Below are 16,445 nucleotides of genomic sequence, written 5' to 3'. Positions count from 1 at the left end.
AAAATGGGGAACACCCCGAGAGGCATTCCCCCAACACCATCCCCCGAGAAAACAGGGCCTATCCTACACAGTCACGAACCGCAGTTTAGGCCCCGCTCGATTAGGCCGCGCCCACCTTCATTGCCTTCATCGTTTCCGGGTTCACGACAGCGCCGCCGACGCGCTTCGTCGTGTAGAAGCTGACATACGGCTTGTTCGTGTACGGGTCACGCAGCACGCGCACGCCGACACGATCCAGAATCGTGTACGTCTGCTGGAAGTCACCGAACAGAATCGGCGTGGTGCCCGCCGCTGCGGTCGGCATGTCCGGAAGCTGCGTCACCGCGTAGCCGCCGAGCATGGACGGTTCGCCCGCGATGAGCGACGGTTGCCACAGGTAATTACCCATGTTGTCTTTCAGCTTACGGACCATGCCGAGCGTGTTGCGGTTGAGCGCAAAGCGCGCGTTACCCGTGAACACTTCCGGCAGGGCGTAGATGAGATCGAAAACGGCGTCGCTCGTGATCGTGTTCGCGTCGCCCGACGACACCACCTCGATAGCGCCGAGCGGATGCGCGTTCGCGTTCGCGTTGCCTTCGATGTAGGTGAGGAGGCCGAACGGCTTTTTCGTGCCGTCGCCCGACAGGAAGGCCGAACCTTCTTGGCGCGCGAATTCGGTTTGTACTTCATCAGCGAGCCACGCCTCAACGTCAATGAGGCCGTCATCGAGCATGCCTTGCGTGGCGGCCGGGTTCGCGTAGATTTCGCCGTTGCCGAATGCCAGCGTCTTGAACGCGGGGCCGTTCGTCTCCGGGCGTTCGTCCTCTTCGCCCACCCAGCCCGAAGCCGTGCCGCGCATGTTGAACAGCTTCGAAAATCCCTTCTTGCCCGTGGGTTGCACGCGGCAGATTTGGCGCATTGCCGACACGAGCACGAGCTTGTTCGTGATCGTACGATCCCACTCGATGGGCGTGAGGTAGCCGCCATCGGCATCCGCGCCGGTATTGAGCGATGCTTGCACCTCACCGCGACGGAAATGCGAGTTGAACGAGGCGGAGTATTCCTTATCCGCCAACTGCGCGCCGCCCTGCGCGCCGCCCATCTGCATCGCCGCGAGCACGGTATTGTGGCGGTCGATTTCCGCCTGGAATGCGCCGAGGTCGGTTTCGATCTGGCCCAGCTTCGCTTGCGTGTCCGCCGATGCGATACCCGCGCGCAGTTCGGCAAGCTGCTTGTCATTCGTTTCCTTGAACGAGGCAAATGCGCGGTTCAGCCCGTCGATTGCAGCGTTGATGTTGGTCGCGTCGGCGCGCACGGCAAAGATGCCACGCGGCGCAACCGAAGCCGAAGCCGATTGCGAAGCGAGCAAAGCGGCCGCAACGTGCGTGAGAATCATGGTCTTTCGGTGCATAGTCACCCCTGAATAGTTTTGAGAAGGTTTGCGAGCGATGCCGCGATTGCCGTATCCGGCGCTAGCGCATGCGCATTTTGATCCATCACGATCCGCACTTCGGAGGGCTCCACTTCAGCCAGGCATGCCAGCATTTGCGCGCGGGCTTGCGGCCCATGCCCCGCGCGAGCAAGCGAAGCCTCAACCATCGCTTTAGCCTTGCGCTGCGCCGACGATGCGGGGGCCGGAGTCGAAGCCGGGAGCATGCCCGATGCGAGCCCCTTATCGACCGCCGCACGGGCTCCGATCCACGTTTCCGCGTCCATGAGCGCCGCCGCCTCTTCGGGCTTCATGCCCGAGCGCGCGGCGTACAGGCTCGCCATCGCTTCATCAAAGGGCGCGAGCGTGGCGGCCGCCTTGAGGAAGTCGTTACGGTTGCCCGCTGCGACAGCCCAAGCGTTGTGAATCATCAGGAATGCGCCCTCACCCATGAGGATTTCATCGCCCGCCATTGCGACCACGGAGGCGGCCGAAGCCGCAAGCCCCATGACGTTGACCGTGACCTTTCCGGCGTACTGGCGAAGCACGTTGTAAATGGCCACGCCCTCGAAAAAGTCACCGCCCGGGGAATTCAGGTTGACCACAACATCAGAGCCCGCCGCGACGTTGCGCAAAATCGCGCTAACACGAGCTGCGGTCCAGCCCTGCCCGTCATACGTATCGCCAATCGCGTCATAGATCGAAATCGAGGCGCTACCATCGGCCGCCGCTGCCTGCACGGCGGCCGCGCTGGGGTTCCAGCGTTGCAACGCGTCCGGACGGGCGTCCGTCGCCCCGCACGAAAGCGAGGCGTCAGCGTGGATTTCAGGAAGCTTCAGCAGGCTCATTAGTTTTCACCCCTTGGGTTTTCATAGTCATTGGATTGCGCAACAAATCGGCTTGCGGGTCATCGGATTGCGACAAGTCTAGACGCTCACGCACTTCGTTCTGAGTCATCCACGGAGCCGACCCGCCCGCGCCCATCGCCTTAGAGAAGAATGCGGCCTGATCCGCCAACGTGCCGCGCAGCAGTTCGGTTTCATCGAACTTGTATTTGTAGACGCCTAATTGCGCCTCCGTGAGCATCGAGCGCGCAGAAGCCTCCTCCCACGAATTGAACCAGTGCGAGAGCCCGTATTGAATGAAGAAAATCGCAAGCTGCTCGATACCTGCGCCCCACGATGTATCCGACATCATGAGAAGCGGGCGCGGCACGCCCCACATACGCGCAACCTCTTCGATTTGATGGTTGCGGGTTTCGATCTGCTGCGCCGACTGCGCGGTTGTCTGGAATTGATTGGCCTTACCGCCGCCCTCAACGATCATCCAATCCCCGGCATTTTCGGAGCCCGAATAGTTCTCACGGATCGAGGTTTTCATCCGCGCATAGGCTTCGTCGCTGAGTTCGCCTTGCACCTCGATAGCCCCACCGGCCATTACGCCCGTTTCGAACGTTTTCGAGGCCGCGCGCTCCGCGTGGCGCGCGAGGTCGAGCACTTCGCGCGAAAGCTGAATGCGGGAAATGCCGTTGACGCCATCAATCGAGATATCGCGGAGGTGAAAAATATCTTGCGGCCCAAGCACCTCCGTTCCCGCCTGAGGGTTCGTCGCCACATACTCAATTTGCAGCGTCGCCCAATTGAAGCGCGGCGCAACGTAGCCACGCGGGAGCGGTACGAGCGCGATGGGGCGGCCCATAGATCGAATGATGCGCGCGAAAGACTGCCCGTCCATCATGCACCGCAACTGCATGAGCGACTTGAATTCGGACGGCGTTTGCCACGCGTTCGGCTTGTAGCGCATCAGACGGTGCGCCGGGTTCTTTTCCTGAATGGTGCGCGCCGTGTCGCACGTCATCAGGTTCACGGGAAGCATGCCGATGGTCTGACTGATGAGCGTGAGGCATCGGAGCGTGGCCATATTGCGGAGCGAGCGAAAGCCAACGCCGTCAACGTTCATGCCCGTCATCTCGCCCGTTCGCACGTATTCGAGGAAGCGCGGATCGTCCATCGAATCGAACGTTTGCGCACCGGGCACGCCATCGGCGGCCGCCAATGGCACTACGTCATCCCGTTTAAACGTAGGATCGAAGCGCGCGGCCTCCGCGCTCACGTCACGCCAGAACCGTGATAAAAAGCCCATTCATTCCCCTTGTGGTTATGCGAAGCGGAGCCCCCGTGTTTCATACACCGACTTTTTAGGCGCTTCCGGATTCAACGCCATCAAGGATACGGCGTCAAAGACCGCCATTAGGGCATCAATCTTGGCGGAGCCCGAAGCCTGCTTCGTCACGTTGATCGCATTCCCCACCGGCACAACGCGCGCATTCCCGACGCACCACGCTAGAAGAGGTTGCCCGCCGTGCGTGAGCGTGCCATCCGGCAATTGGCCGTCATCGAGGCGCTTCCCCGACACTGCCGCAATGCGCCGCTCAGTCGTCTTGATCGACCCCGCGAGCTTCCACCCCTGAGACACGCCGACGATCTTTTCCTTAGGAATCCCCTTCTCTTCCAGCGCGTCCAGAATCGCGCCTATCCCGGCCGGGTCAGCGCCGACCATATCCAACAGCCCCGCGTCATAGATCGATTTGACGATGTTTGCCACCGCCTCCACGTCATCCCCGATCCGCTCCACTATCGTCAAGTCGCCTTGCTCTGCGAAGTCGTTTAAACGTGATGCAATGTCCTGCCTGCGTTCGAACACGGACGGATGCGCCCACGCGTGAACCCATACGATCCAGTTGCGGGTTCCCTTGACGCGCCCGACAACCGCGAGCCCCAAAAGGTCATCAAGGCCGCCGCCGTCAATGCCAACGTCAACCACTTCGCACATTGAGAGAAGCGTTTCGAGCTTGAGGCCGGGATATACCGCCGCCGCTTCCCAAAAGTCCGCGCCCGCCCACCTATCAGAACGAAGGTTTAATCCAATTTCGACGTTCGCATGTTTTGCGAGAAATCCGCGGAATGATTCTTCGCCCTCCATTTTTGTTTTTCTGAATTCGCGGAGCAAAAAAGGCTCATCAACCGAATAGCCAAGATTCGGATTAACCATCGCCAGATTTTCGGCCAGCAAATGCTCTTTCCGCTTAACCATATCCTCCGGATGCTCAAAAATAATCGGGCAAAATTGCGGGTCATCAATCAGCCCGTCGCGAACATCGCGCGCGTATTTCAGCTTCTTGGCGAACACGCCAGCGGGCGGCTCGTTGCTCTGCGTGGTCAGGTAGATGACGAAGCCTTCCGGACGCGATGCAAGGCCGCCTACGGCCTCCCGTAGCATGTCCTCTGCGTGCGGGCTCTTCCCGAAAAGCCAGAGTTCGTCAATCAGCGTGCCAACCGACTTTTTCCCCGACACCGTTTCCGCTGCGGCGGCAATGACTTTCAGCGTCGCGCCCGATACGCGATGCGTGATCGTTTTAATGTGCTGCTGAACGTGGAATATGGGGACTAGCTCACTCTCTTTCTGCACCATATCGCGCGACGGCAAAAAGCTATTACCCGCGACTTCCACTGTCGGCGCGATAATCGAATACTCCGCGCTTTCCCGCCAATTCAGAATCATGGCCGTCATCATGATCCCGGCCGCAAGCGTCGATTTTGAATTCTTTTTAGGAATCAATACGAAGAATTCGGTAATCAAGCGCCGCCCCGTCTCCACGTCATAGGCACCGAAAATGCACGCCACGAGATCGAAAACCCATTGCGCGCTCGCTTCGCCAAAAGTGGGCGAGTTCGGCGCGTCAACGATCTTGAGTTCCTTGAAAATCCGCACGGCGTGCGCCGCCGTCTCCGGAAAGATCGGCGGCGGGATGATCGATTTGCCTTGACGGAGGCGCACACCCCAATCGGGGCACGCCGTAGACCAATACAGCTTGCTCATCAGCGTTGCCCCACGACTTTAAGCGCCGTGGGCGGCGGCGGCAGTCCGCCGAACTTCGATACAGCCTTGTTTGCTTCGTCTTTCTCCGCGTCTTTCTTGCCCGTCTCGCCTTTCTTCGCGTACATATACGGAAGCGCGGCCGACGCGGCCTTAATTTGCTCGTTTGTGGCTTCGACGTAGCCGAACGCTATATCTTGCAGCAGCGCCAACACGTCAGGCGTGCCGCCGTCCGTTGGCCGGTCCTTAGGCACGAACGGCGCTTCATCCTTGTGCGAGCGCTTCAGAGCGCCGCCGTTCGGTTGCGGCTCAAGCGTGACAGTCACCTGATCGCCCACCGGCCCGACAGTTACCGAGCGGGGCGCGGCAGGGGCCAGATTTTCACCTGGAGCGCGACCGGACACGCGCTCGATGTACGCCAGCACGTCTTTATCTTTCGCGAGCCGCGAGCCCGACTGCGCCGCGGTCTTTTCGGACAGCCCCGCCGCAACGGCCGCCTCTTTGTTCGTCGCGCCCCGCATCTTGGCGTCCGCGAACATCTTTTTAGTGTTACTGAATGCCATTGCGGCCCCTGTTAAACATCGCTGTGTTAAATGTTAAACAGACAGGAACCGCGATAAGCCCGCAGAGCGTTAACGGGCGGGGCTTTGCGCCTTGCTGCGTAAGGCTTTCGGGGCTTTAACAACTTTCCAAAGTGGTTTTTTTTGTCCGCGTGCGGGAACGGTCGGTCTTGCCTATTTTTTAATCACAAACTTTCGATACCCCCCACCGCCGACGCGCATGCGGGCGGCCGCCGCGCCACCGGCCGACGCGCGCGCCGCGCATCTCATTGATTTCATTGACCTTTTCTGTGTCACCGAAACCCCGACGCGCGCTCGTCGGCGGCCTTCTCGCCGTCGTGATGCGGCTTGCACAAAGTCTGCACGTTCGTTGGGTCGAGCCTCAGCGCATCATTGCCACGGTGCGGCGTGATGTGGTCCCCGATGTTGCCTAGCGGCTCAGCGATGCCACGGCGCGCGCATTCGAGCACGACTTCAGCGGGCTTCAGTCCAGTCATTCCAAGGTCACGCAAGCACATGACGCAATGCGGATTGGCGGCTAGATGCGCGAGCCTCAGGCGCTGCCAGTCTGCACCATAGCCGCGCTGTGCTGCTGTCGTCTTGCCTGCGCGCCACGATCCCGGCTGAATGATCTGTGCGCGCTGTGGTGCCGTGGCCAATCGTGGCTTGATGGTTGTGAGTCGTGCCATTGTCGAATCCAAATGAAAAAGCCCGCGCTATGGCGGGCTCGTGAACCGTGGGCGATGCGCTGGCCTTACTGCGTGGCGGCGGCCGGTTGTGCGGCTTGCTCGCCGGTCGCATCCGCATCGGCGCTTGCGTCGGGGGCCGATTCGAAGTCGCCGCCGATACTGGCCAGCGATGCAGCAAGGCCAGCAGCGGCCGCCGCTTCGATCTGCGCATCCGTGACGCCATTCGTGATAGCGCCCGCCAAGCCGACCTTGAGCGATGCGCCGATGCTTGCCGCCGTCGAATAGACCATGCTGTAAGCGGCCGCCGCCGCTGCATCGGTTGTCATGTTCGGACTCGCCGCCAGAATGGCCGCCGCGATCTTTTCGCGCGCCACGCGTGCGCCGTTTGCGATGGCCGCCGCCGCTTCCGCGATGGTTGCGTACACAACCGCGACCGGCGCAGCGGGGATGGCCTCAGCGACAGCGGCAACGACCGGCGCGGCGGCCGCTGCGGTTGCGCTCGCGATACCCGCCTTGATGGCGTCCAGACGTTCCTGAATCGCACCGATGACCGCCGACGCGTCAACGACAACTTTGACTTCAATGGCGTTTTCCGCCGTGGTGAACCACTTGCCGATGCGCGCCGCCGCGCCCTTGATTGCCGTCCACATAGATTATTCCCCTCAGGTTGTGGAAAAAAGCCCGCTACGGCGCGAACCGAGCGGGCTAGTACATCGTGCGTTAGGTCGCCTCTTACCCGTCACACTGAAACAAGGATCGTCACCGCATAGAAAGCGAGACAGGCGGATACTACGGCATTAGGAACCGCCCACTATCGAGCGCCTTCTAGCGCGCGGCGCACTGCCGCCGCCGCCTGCATTTGCGTCCTGTAGCCCAGGTGATCGCGTGCGAGCGCCACGAGCACCGCCGCCTCATCAACGCCCGCCGCCGCTGCCGCTAGGCTAAGCGTCCACGTTGCCGACGCGTCGAGAATGACCGCCAACCGTGCCGACTCGCTCTGATCCCATTCGAGCCCCGCAAGCGCCTCCACTTCCGCCCGCGTGTCCGAATCGAACTCCACCAATGCCGCCGCCGCTCGTTTTGCGCTCACTGCCCGCCCTCCTGCGTGTTGACTAGCTCCACGGTCCCCGCACGCGCGAATCGCTGCCTGCGCTGCTCGTGCTGCTCTTGGACCCTTCCCATTGCCATAATGACTTCTAGCACCGCCTCACGACTAACGAACGCCTTAGCCCGCTCCGTGAGCGCGTCATAAACCGCGTCATAGCCCGACGGCTTGTCGGCTTCGCGCGTCTCAACCTTGACGGGACCGGCACAAGGTCCGTTCTGGCCATCGCGGCGGAGCATCACGCCACAACGCCGACAACTGTGCGCGCGATGGAGAATCGACGCGGGGCCGAAGCCCAGCGCCGCCCCCGTGACGAACTCGTGTCCGTTGCTCTTGATTGGCGCGTCTCCGCTCATTGTCCGTCCCCCTTGATGCCCGCCAACCGTTCCGCCGCCCGTTGCCACCTGTCGAAATTCGCCCGAGCCGCGCGATAGTTGAAATACGCCACCGCGATAGAGGCCGCGTGCGACAAGGCAAGCGCCACATATGCCGATGCCATCACAGCCTTACTCATGCTCGCTCGCCCTCCGCATGCTCAGCATTGGCCAGCAGCGCGCGCAACGGTGCCGCATAGCGCTCGATCAACGTTTCCGCCGCCACACGCAGCGCCGACACCTGCAAGCCCGTCAATTGCAGCGGAGCCGCGCCCAGCTCCGCGCGAGCCCGCCACCCTACCCAGCGCTCAATTTGTCCGTGCGCGTCCCATGCGTTATAGCCCGTTGCCGCGTAGCCCTCACCGGCTCGCTGACATTGCGCAGGCATCGGGAACCGCGCTTCGAATGCCGCGTTTTCGTCAATGCGCTCGCTGGGCTGCGCTGCCGTGGCTTGCGACGCGGAAGCGCGGACAGCCGCACCGTATGCGTTCGCATAGCCCTGCATTTGATGCTCTGTGAAATAGCCGCTTCCGTTGGCGTGCTTGATAGTTGGCGACGGGAACGCCGGGAGCGCGGGCCATTCGACCGCCGCGCGCTCGTCGGGCTGCGCCGCCGCGGTGCGGGATAGATCGCTCAAGACGCGCCAGCGCTGCCCCTCGATCCCATCGACAGGCTTTCCGAGCGCCGCAACTTGCGCCCGCCCTGCCGCCCACTCAATAGCCGCGCGCTGATCGTCCGTCAGCATCAGGCGCACGCCCTGAGCGGGCTTGTCCGTTGCGGCGGGAGCGGCATAGAGCGGAGCCAGAATCGCCAGCAGCGCGCGCCACGGTCGAACCTCAGACGTAGAGGCCAGCTTGCACCCTGCCGCGTGGTCGAAGTCCATATCGGCCTTACTGGCAATGTGCGGCCGCCTGCACTTCACGCAGCGGAGATAGTCGCCATCAACGGACCACCGCCCCGCGAAGCTGCACAGCGCGTCATTCGTTTTCAGACGCGTATCTGCATCAAGGCCATGCGCCGCCGTGGGCGCGCGAGTCGCCGCGGCCTTGACGATGCGGGCCACCACCTCCGCGAAATCGCCAGCTAGCTCCGTTTCGATGTAGCGTTTGAATGTGTCGTTTCCGACCAAGGCCGCGACCGCTGCCGCGATATCGGCGCGCGCCGTGTCGATTGCATTGCTCATTGTGGTCCCCTGCTGTGGTTATCGGGGGCCGAAGCCCCCAGCGCTCAAAACTTGTAGTAGGCGATAGAGCCGATTTCCGGATCGAAGTCCTCACTGTCAAACGTGATGCCGTGGACCTTCGCCAGCAGCGCCTTAGCCGCTTGATACTGCTCCGAGTCCTCAACCAGCAGCGAGAAACCATCGGCCGCGTAAAACGTGATTTCGGCCGCGATGCCTTCGCGTGCGAGCTGGGCTTCGAACTTCGCTTGTATCGCCTTCATAGTCGTGTCTCCGTTGAGTGCTTCGTTTCGATGCACTTATTGTCACACCGATACTAACTCAGCGGCAAGCACTTTTTGTCACACTTAAACGAAAAAGCCCGCTCAGTGGCGGGCCGCGTGGCTACCATCCCCACTTCATCACGCGCCGCACAACGTCTTGCGCGTCCTCCAGCGTGTAGGCGTATCGGTAGTGATAGCCGTGAGGGTCGATAACCTCAAACTGCTGACCCTTGCGGGCGTTTTCCCATTCAACGATTTTTACGCCCTCATGCACATGAACCGCCTTGCGGGCCTTTGGCGGCTTGGCCGCCTTGCTCGCACCGCTCATGCTGCGGCCTTGGCGCGGAGCGTGTCGTAAAGGTCGGAAATCATCGCGTCAACCTTGTCAGCGCCGCAGACCGTCTTGAGAGCCGTCATCACGTCCATTCCACCGGCAACCAGCGCCAAAATCCGTGCCGAGATTGCTGCGTTCATATCGTGCGCTCCGTTTCGTGTTTTGATGGAGTGATTCTGTCACACACAAATCACGGCCGCAAGCACTTTTTGTCACACACTAAAGACAAGCCCGCACGAAGGCGGGCCGGTCTTACATGGCGACCGTGTATTCAATCTCCCGCGTCTCTAGCCAGTCCTCAAGCACGCGAGCATCGGTCCATTCGTCGGGCTTGTCGAACTCGATCCATTGCGCGCCGTCCGCGTCCGCCGTCACTTCCCCGATCATCAGCAAATCCGGAAACTGAATCAGCGTTACGCCGTCTTGCCTGCTGTGCGTTACCACCGCGTGCGCCAGCGACTCCACCGGAAACGAATCCATTTTTGCGCACACGCGCGTTTTGATCGTCATACCCCGCCCCTGTGCCCCGGGAAAATGCTATGTTTTCCCGGGGTTTTGATATGTTTTGACTCAGCGCCCGCCATCAAGCGAACACCACCACCGCGCACAGCACGAACAGAAAAAAATCCATCATGCCTCTAGCTCCATCCGCGCATCATTGCTTGCCATGAACGGGCGCAATGACCGCTTGTTATCCTTGACGCGCGCCAGGCACCGCATGTAATCCTTGCCGATCCAAGCGCTATACAGCAGCGGGCTAATGCAGCGGCGCGAGTGCGGCGGAATGTAGGCGATGACGCCAACGAAGTCATCCGACCACTTCCCGCCCGCGCCAGTGCGATAAACCGCCGTTACCGTGGTTTCGAGCCGTAGCGGCTCCACGTTCGCGGCGGGCACGTCTAGCGGCACCTCTACCATGAGCCTCACGCGGCTTTCTCCCACAGCGGCATGCGGTAGCGGCCGCTATCGATGAAGGCTTGCAATGTGGGGTTCTTACCGACTTGCGCCGAAGTCGTCAGCAGCGCGCCGCACTGATCCCAGCGCTTATCGTTCGCCACAATGTCCGCTCGATAGTCGCGCGGGATATACGCCTGTACGCTCACAAGGTCATCCCGCCATCCGCCGCCCTTTTTCCGGCACCGCTTGACCGAATAAGCCAGCGTCCCGAAGAGTGAGGCCCGTTCCCCGTCGCCCTCTTTCATCACCACGTCAACCAGCAGGCTTACAGCGCTCATACCGTTATCCCCTCCGGAATTTCCATGATCCCTAGTTTTTCGCGCCTGACCGGCTCCCATGCCGAGTAAGCGCGATCCCATGTAGCGTGCTTCGCTGCCCTGGGCGTTTTCGTGTGGTTCTGATCCAACCACGCATGACACGCCCAGCAACCCGGCACCGTGAACACGTCCGCCGCCTTGATCCCCATCCCCTTTCCGTGCCGTGGCTGATTCGAGTGACACGGCACAACCGTTTCGCTTCCCCACCCGCGCGCCTGACAGATTCCAGACACGCGCAAGTAGCATTGTTCGCCCCTGCATGCCGCTAGATATCGCGCGTTCGTCGCATCGGGCTTGCGCTCGATTGGCGGCTCGTATTCCGGCGCGTAATCAGCATCATTGACGGCCGGCCGCATTTGCATCGTGACCCGCCGCGCCAATCCGGCAGGGGCCGCGATCAACGGCGGCCGGGTCCGCTCGATTTCCTTGCGCTTGAACCCGCTACGCTTCATTGCATCGGGCGGGTAACCGTCATCAGCTTCCAGTCACCTTTACCGGGGCGCGCGCTCGCAAAGCAGTCCGCCGCCATCCATCGCGCGTCACCCGTCCGCGACCAAATCTCGCCGCCGTCCTTGATGTGCGGCATATCGGAGAAAAGAGACAGCTTCCCATCCGGGTCTTGCGCGAGCCACGTCCACGCGGGCGAGACTGCCGACCAATCGATTGACGGGAGCGTTGTCACAACCGGGCGCATTGCTGCGCGGTAGACAAAGCCCGCATCCCATGCTGGCGTGCCGCGCTGCCACTTCCCGGCATCGTTGAGCACGTGACGCCATTCGACAGGATGGCCCTCCTGCCACAGCGCAAAGAGAGTGCAGCGCGCCGCGAGCGGCACACGCTCAAACGGGCGGGCTAGTACGGCGTTGAGCGCGTCCAGTTCGGATTGCGTGGCGTGACTCGATACAGCGATTTCGATTGTCGGCATTTCGTCCCCCCGATCCCCCGGGGAAAATGCTTAGTTTTCCCCGGGAAATGCTATGTTTTAGTTGTGCTGCGTGGTTGCGGTTTCGCTGTCGTTTGCGGCCTCACCAAAGCGGAAGTTGTCATTATCCGCATCACCATACCGCCGCCCGACAGGCTCCAAGCCCGCGAACGTGACCGCATTGGCATACGGGACCGGCGCGCGCTGCGTGCTGACCGCGATCATTGCGCGAAATGCGTCCTGCACTTCCGACTTAGCGCACGGCCAGCGCGTCGAATCGAGCTTGTTTTCGACAGTAGCCGGGAGCGGGACTTCCGAGCGCCAGACAAAGCGCTGATAGCGCGGGCCGCGACCGTGGCGCAGTTCGTTGCGCTCACACAAAATCCCCAGCTTCAAAAGGCGCTGAATATGCGCCGACGCTGCGCGGCGCGTAATGTCCGCCCGCGTTGCTAGCGTGGTCGTGTCCATCTCCCCGCCCCCTTCCAGAACGCGCAGCACCTTGAGGCGCGTTTCGTGCATGCCCGCCGCGCCATACTTGCTGTTCTCACCGTTTGAACGGTTGCGGATGGTCTTTGCTGCTTGCAGGTTCTTCATCGTTTCGTCTCGTGTGGTCGTGTGTTTTTCGGACTACTATGTATTGACTTTGGCCGTTATGCTGCTTTTCCATCCTTGACTAGCTTGCCATCGCCGTCTTTCCAACTTGTAAAGCTGCGTGCGCGATTTCCCGCGCGCATCGCGTGGCTTTGGGTCCGGTAAGGTTTCGCAATAATCGATGTATCGCTCTGCGTGTCCTTCGTCATCGCACAAGTGCCAGCGTCCCTTGCCGTCTTGCGCAACGATCTGAGCCTGACCGTTCCCCGCATAAGAGCGGGTTATCGTCCCGCCCTTATATTTTCGTGACACCTCATTACCTTTCGTAATCTTAAGTCTCCATGTAGTTAAAGTTACCGATACCCGACTAGAGGAACGGGTTATTTGTCACACATAAACGACGACGAAATATTGACAATTAAGCAAATCCACGCTTACTATTTGGCCCACACAAAGGGGAGAGTTAACAAATGAACGCTCGCACTATTCGAACCACAAAAACCACAGAGCAAGAAAAGCCAGCGGTGCGCATCGGACGCCCGCCCATCCCCGAAGAGGAAAGACTGATTCACGGCTCAATCCGGCTAACTGCCGCGCAATGGGAAAAACTTGGCACCTTAGGCGCGGCGTGGCTAAGAAAGTCCATTGATGACGCGAAAACCCCTCGTAAGACAAAGTGACGCAGTTGACTAACAACTGCGCCAATGTAAAAAGCCCGCTAGATCGCTCTAAGCGGGCTTTTTCATTTCATATCTCGGTCACGCTGATTCCGTAGCGGCTAAGCATCAGCTTGCGCTTTAGCACGTAGGTCGGATTTTTCTTAGTGATTTCGCTCTTTACGTCCTCCACCGTCAGGCGCTTGCGCTGCTTGTCGAAGTAGACGAAATCCGCCACGTAATGCGATGCGCGCTCCGTGGTGCCGTCATCCCGCAAGCCCCTATCGATCAAGACATAGCGGACCTGTAACCGGAGGTCGGCAATCTCGCCACGGCGCAACCGCGCCATTAGTTCGAAATAGCGCGTACGTTCCTTCTCGCTGTCGAAGTGCTTCCCGTCCGCCTGGCATTTTCGATTTCGATATTTCGGCGTTTTCGGCTTTGATGAAGCGCCCGCCTTCTTACCCATGAACGGGCCATATGCGGGCGCTTGCGCATGTGCGCCGCCTTCGGGCGCTGTGGCGTCTCCGCGCCGTGGCGGCGCGTCCGCCATGCCCTCGCCCCGGTCAAAGTCTCGCGACGGGGCCGCGATTCGGTTGTGCCCGCAATCGCTTACGCGAGCGGTCCCGAAATCGGTAGTTCCTTCCGCATACCTGATTGCGCCCATTCGCCCCCCGTTACATGAGGGCGAAGTCTAAGCAGTCAGGAACCGCGCTTAGGCTCGTGACGCGGCGGGTTCAGGTTGCACGCCATCGAGCCGTGGACAAATTGCCAATCCGCCTTATACGTGCAGTTCCGGAACCCCAGCTTTTGCATGCTGGGGCTAGTCTTGCACGGAATGGCCTTTGCGCAATCGCGGCATTGGCTCAAGCTGCTCCCCCGGATGATTCGGACCCAAGGCGACGCGGGGCGCGCTTAGCCGCCGCAAGGCAATCGGCCAGCGTCCCGCGCGCCAACTGAGCCGAAGCCGCCCACGACTCCGCGGAGCGCGGCAAGCGCGGCGCTAAGTAGTCGTTGCGCTCCCACTGACGCGGGGTCAGGCTTTTGACGATATCGAGGAATTCAGGCAAGGATGGCGCGAACGTCATGTGCTTTTCCGCGCACTTGGCAATCGCACGGCTCATGACGGCGGGCGAAACGTTCGCGAGCGCGGCACGCCACAGGGACAGGGTTCGAATCATCCCCGTGTCGTTTCCGTCCCGGTCGTTTTCGCCGGATCGAAACTTGTCCAGCGCCTGATTCCCGTACATGCCGTGAAAGGCTCCGAAAAGACGCTGTGCCGCGTCTTGCTGCGCAGTCTCAAACATCGATGAAATCCCCCTGTCCGCTTTCCGACTTGCCGTAAATCGCTTGAAGCGCGCCGCTCCGGTCGTTGCTGCGCCCGTTGCGCCGCGCACCCTGCCCGCCCTGCCCCGCCAGTGACCCGCGCCCTTCGAGCTTCGCCCAATCGTTGCGGACTGCCACCATAAAGGCCGAATCCCAATCCGCGTATTTGTAGCCCTTCGCCTTGCACGTCAGCACGAACGCGGCAAAGTGCTTTTCGAGGTTCTTATGGCCGCCCTCGTTCGCCCACTCCCGCACACGCTCACTGATCGCGAAGCCCTCCGGAAGCGCGGTCTTTGCGCCCTTCGCGTTGCCCGTCTGCTTTTTCTTCGCGCCCCCGGGTATAGAGGTAGACAGTCCTTGCTTCTTATCAATACTTACTTGTAGGGGATTTACCGTCGCCGGATTACCCGTCTCCGGTGCCAGCGCCGGATTACCCGTCTCCGGTGCGGCGCATTCCTCCGAAACGGTGTAGTCATACCCTTCCATCCGGCCATCATCGCCGCGCCGTGGCGTGCGCCGAACATAGCCAACGTCGATCAACTCAGACACCATCGCGCGCACTGCATCCCGGCCCGACTTGATCCGCGCGCCCTGCGTGTCCGCGATGAGCGCCGCAACCGATACCTGCCAGTAATCCGGCTTGCCTAGCAGGTAGACCAGTAGCCCGCGTGACGCCCACGACAAACGCGAATCCTCGCTAATCGCCTTGTCGAGAATGTAGAAATTATTGTTTGGTCTCGGAGCCCGTGTGATTGCCATAAAACCCTTGTTATCTCCGTGTGGTTCGTGGTGGTGCTGCCTTTCTGTGTGACATTATTATCCGTCACACAAAAAGGCGCAAGCCCCCTAGAGTGCCGACCCAAAATACACCACCACGAACCGCGCATTGTGTTGTTGATCCACAAAAAGGGCTTGCTGACCCTTCTTTACCGTGTGACAATATCAACAGCTAGCTACCGTTAGCTACCATGTGCTACCCGATGTTTGCACACACAACCATACGAATCCGAGACCATGAAGAAAACCAAGAAAGCCGAAAAGGCCCCTGCCAAGCAGGACACCGCGAGCGCGGAAGAGGTTTCCGCACTTCGCTCCGAAATTGAGGCGCTTTGCTGGAATGTGCCGCGCTACGTGGTAGACGGAGATTTCGAAACCGCCCGCAACTGGAAGGCGCTGGCCTTTGGCGCGTTCAAGGTCGCAACGTCCACGAGCGCGACGCTTCCGATTCTTCGCAATGCGCGCGATTCGATGCGCCGCGCCGCCAACGAAGAGACAGCGCGGGGGGCCGCATGAACGCCCGCCGAATCATCGCCGGTTCCGTTGCCGTGGTCGCTACGGCTACCGCTGTCGGCGTGTCCGTGGTTGCAGGCATGGAGCGCGGCACCGGCATCGAGCGCCCTTTGTGGGTATCGCTTGGCGTGGTCCTGACCGTGGGCGCGCACCTGATCCCGGCGCTGTCGGGCGGCCGGTCGAAGGCGTTCCGCACGGGCGGCTTTGCCCTGTGGCTCGCTTGCATGGCGTGCGCGATGTACGGCCATATGACCTTTTTTAGCCTGGCATCCGAACACGCCGGAGCTGAGCGCGCTTCCGCTATCGCGGTGCCGGTCGAGTCGGGCCGCGGACTGACCGCGATTGCCCGCGAGCGCGCCGCCAGTGAGTCCCGAATTGCGCGCCTGTTCGCCATCAAGTGCAAGGGCTCCGAGTGCAAGGCGCTGCGCGCCAGTGTTGCGACCGAGCGCGCCAAGCTGTCCGCGCTTGACGTTGAGCGCACCGAAGTCGAGCGCCAGCGCGGGAAGGTTGACGCGGCACAAGCGCGCCGCGACGAAGCCGCAACGGACCCGGTTGCGCGCGTGCTGTCCGGTTATGGCGTTACGCCCGCCAACGTCA

At 61.1% G+C, this 16,445-nt stretch carries 24 protein-coding genes and 1 pseudogene; 3 read left to right on the top strand and 22 right to left on the bottom strand.

Annotated elements, in window-relative coordinates:
- Positions 1-100 precede the first annotated feature (100 nt).
- The 19 genes from U5A52_RS41275 to U5A52_RS41185 all read right to left on the bottom strand — a co-directional run bounded on the left by U5A52_RS41275 (position 101) and on the right by U5A52_RS41185 (position 12,579).
- A complete protein-coding gene (locus U5A52_RS41275; protein WP_321940031.1) occupies positions 101-1,390 on the bottom strand; it encodes a phage major capsid protein in 1,290 nt (429 codons plus the stop codon).
- Positions 1,391-1,392: 2 nt separating this feature from the next.
- Complete coding sequence (locus U5A52_RS41270) at positions 1,393-2,256, bottom strand: head maturation protease, ClpP-related (protein WP_321940029.1); 864 nt, start codon at positions 2,254-2,256, stop codon at positions 1,393-1,395.
- The gene (locus U5A52_RS41265; protein ID WP_321940028.1) at positions 2,234-3,550 is read right to left on the bottom strand and encodes a phage portal protein; all 1,317 of its coding nucleotides are present in this window, start codon (positions 3,548-3,550) and stop codon (positions 2,234-2,236) included. Before U5A52_RS41265 ends, U5A52_RS41270 begins: the two co-directional genes overlap by 23 nt.
- 15 nt (positions 3,551-3,565) lie before the next feature.
- The gene (locus U5A52_RS41260; protein WP_321940090.1) at positions 3,566-5,278 is read right to left on the bottom strand and encodes a terminase large subunit; all 1,713 of its coding nucleotides are present in this window, start codon (positions 5,276-5,278) and stop codon (positions 3,566-3,568) included.
- 8 nt (positions 5,279-5,286) lie between these two features.
- Positions 5,287-5,847: a hypothetical protein gene (locus tag U5A52_RS41255; RefSeq protein ID WP_321940026.1), complete on the bottom strand. Its 561-nt coding sequence runs from the start codon at positions 5,845-5,847 to the stop codon at positions 5,287-5,289.
- Positions 5,848-6,137: 290 nt separating this feature from the next.
- Positions 6,138-6,533, bottom strand: coding sequence for an HNH endonuclease signature motif containing protein (locus tag U5A52_RS41250; RefSeq protein WP_321940024.1), 396 nt, complete (start codon positions 6,531-6,533; stop codon positions 6,138-6,140).
- A gap of 65 nt (positions 6,534-6,598) precedes the next feature.
- The gene (locus U5A52_RS41245; RefSeq protein WP_321940022.1) at positions 6,599-7,183 is read right to left on the bottom strand and encodes a hypothetical protein; all 585 of its coding nucleotides are present in this window, start codon (positions 7,181-7,183) and stop codon (positions 6,599-6,601) included.
- Between the two features lie 161 nt (positions 7,184-7,344).
- Positions 7,345-7,623: a hypothetical protein gene (locus U5A52_RS41240; protein WP_321940020.1), complete on the bottom strand. Its 279-nt coding sequence runs from the start codon at positions 7,621-7,623 to the stop codon at positions 7,345-7,347.
- Positions 7,620-7,994, bottom strand: coding sequence for a hypothetical protein (locus U5A52_RS41235; RefSeq protein ID WP_321940018.1), 375 nt, complete (start codon positions 7,992-7,994; stop codon positions 7,620-7,622). The genes U5A52_RS41240 and U5A52_RS41235 overlap by 4 nt, the downstream gene beginning before the upstream one ends.
- A 154-nt stretch (positions 7,995-8,148) precedes the next feature.
- Entirely contained in the window at positions 8,149-9,195 is a 1,047-nt protein-coding gene (locus U5A52_RS41230; protein WP_321940016.1) for a hypothetical protein, read from the bottom strand.
- 44 nt (positions 9,196-9,239) lie between these two features.
- Positions 9,240-9,455 carry a hypothetical protein gene (locus tag U5A52_RS41225; RefSeq protein WP_321940014.1) on the bottom strand — a complete coding sequence of 72 codons (216 nt, stop codon included), beginning with the start codon at positions 9,453-9,455 and terminating at the stop codon, positions 9,240-9,242.
- 121 nt (positions 9,456-9,576) lie between these two features.
- Positions 9,577-9,783: a hypothetical protein gene (locus U5A52_RS41220; RefSeq protein WP_321940012.1), complete on the bottom strand. Its 207-nt coding sequence runs from the start codon at positions 9,781-9,783 to the stop codon at positions 9,577-9,579.
- On the bottom strand, positions 9,780-9,929 hold the full coding sequence (locus U5A52_RS41215; RefSeq protein ID WP_321940010.1) for a hypothetical protein: 150 nt from the start codon (positions 9,927-9,929) through the stop codon (positions 9,780-9,782). Before U5A52_RS41215 ends, U5A52_RS41220 begins: the two co-directional genes overlap by 4 nt.
- 112 nt (positions 9,930-10,041) lie before the next feature.
- Positions 10,042-10,299, bottom strand: coding sequence for a hypothetical protein (locus tag U5A52_RS41210; protein ID WP_321940008.1), 258 nt, complete (start codon positions 10,297-10,299; stop codon positions 10,042-10,044).
- A gap of 120 nt (positions 10,300-10,419) precedes the next feature.
- Positions 10,420-10,707 (bottom strand): hypothetical protein, encoded by a 288-nt coding sequence (locus tag U5A52_RS41205; protein ID WP_321940006.1) that lies wholly within the window; start codon positions 10,705-10,707, stop codon positions 10,420-10,422.
- Positions 10,708-10,712: 5 nt separating this feature from the next.
- Entirely contained in the window at positions 10,713-11,024 is a 312-nt protein-coding gene (locus tag U5A52_RS41200; RefSeq protein WP_321940005.1) for a hypothetical protein, read from the bottom strand.
- Positions 11,021-11,515, bottom strand: a complete 495-nt coding sequence (locus tag U5A52_RS41195) for a nuclease domain-containing protein (protein ID WP_415774135.1) — start codon at positions 11,513-11,515, stop codon at positions 11,021-11,023. Before U5A52_RS41195 ends, U5A52_RS41200 begins: the two co-directional genes overlap by 4 nt.
- Positions 11,512-11,988 carry a hypothetical protein gene (locus U5A52_RS41190; RefSeq protein ID WP_321940004.1) on the bottom strand — a complete coding sequence of 159 codons (477 nt, stop codon included), beginning with the start codon at positions 11,986-11,988 and terminating at the stop codon, positions 11,512-11,514. Before U5A52_RS41190 ends, U5A52_RS41195 begins: the two co-directional genes overlap by 4 nt.
- A gap of 57 nt (positions 11,989-12,045) precedes the next feature.
- The gene (locus U5A52_RS41185) at positions 12,046-12,579 is read right to left on the bottom strand and encodes a helix-turn-helix domain-containing protein (protein ID WP_321940002.1); all 534 of its coding nucleotides are present in this window, start codon (positions 12,577-12,579) and stop codon (positions 12,046-12,048) included.
- A gap of 467 nt (positions 12,580-13,046) precedes the next feature.
- Between U5A52_RS41185 and U5A52_RS41180 the strand changes: the two genes are divergently transcribed.
- Positions 13,047-13,256, top strand: coding sequence for a hypothetical protein (locus U5A52_RS41180; RefSeq protein ID WP_321940000.1), 210 nt, complete (start codon positions 13,047-13,049; stop codon positions 13,254-13,256).
- Between the two features lie 67 nt (positions 13,257-13,323).
- On the opposite strand, the gene U5A52_RS41175 is transcribed toward U5A52_RS41180, so the two are convergent.
- The 3 genes from U5A52_RS41175 to U5A52_RS41165 all read right to left on the bottom strand — a co-directional run bounded on the left by U5A52_RS41175 (position 13,324) and on the right by U5A52_RS41165 (position 15,317).
- Positions 13,324-13,785, bottom strand: a complete 462-nt coding sequence (locus tag U5A52_RS41175) for a DUF1064 domain-containing protein (protein ID WP_321939999.1) — start codon at positions 13,783-13,785, stop codon at positions 13,324-13,326.
- 313 nt (positions 13,786-14,098) lie between these two features.
- Entirely contained in the window at positions 14,099-14,539 is a 441-nt protein-coding gene (locus U5A52_RS41170; protein WP_321939997.1) for a hypothetical protein, read from the bottom strand.
- Complete coding sequence (locus U5A52_RS41165; protein ID WP_321939996.1) at positions 14,532-15,317, bottom strand: hypothetical protein; 786 nt, start codon at positions 15,315-15,317, stop codon at positions 14,532-14,534. The genes U5A52_RS41170 and U5A52_RS41165 overlap by 8 nt, the downstream gene beginning before the upstream one ends.
- A gap of 255 nt (positions 15,318-15,572) precedes the next feature.
- Here U5A52_RS41165 and U5A52_RS41160 point away from each other — a divergent pair, with 255 nt between their 5' ends.
- On the top strand, positions 15,573-15,851 hold the full coding sequence (locus U5A52_RS41160) for a hypothetical protein (protein WP_321939995.1): 279 nt from the start codon (positions 15,573-15,575) through the stop codon (positions 15,849-15,851).
- Positions 15,848-16,445 (top strand): annotated as a pseudogene (locus U5A52_RS41155) (hypothetical protein); the annotation flags it as partial. The gene U5A52_RS41160 and the pseudogene U5A52_RS41155, both read left to right, overlap by 4 nt.

It is taken from the genome of Paraburkholderia sp. J8-2, from assembly GCF_905220195.1.
Taxonomy (GTDB): Bacteria; Pseudomonadota; Gammaproteobacteria; order Burkholderiales; family Burkholderiaceae; genus Paraburkholderia.
Note: the sequence above shows the minus strand (reverse complement) of the source record. Positions and strands in the feature narration are given on the sequence as shown.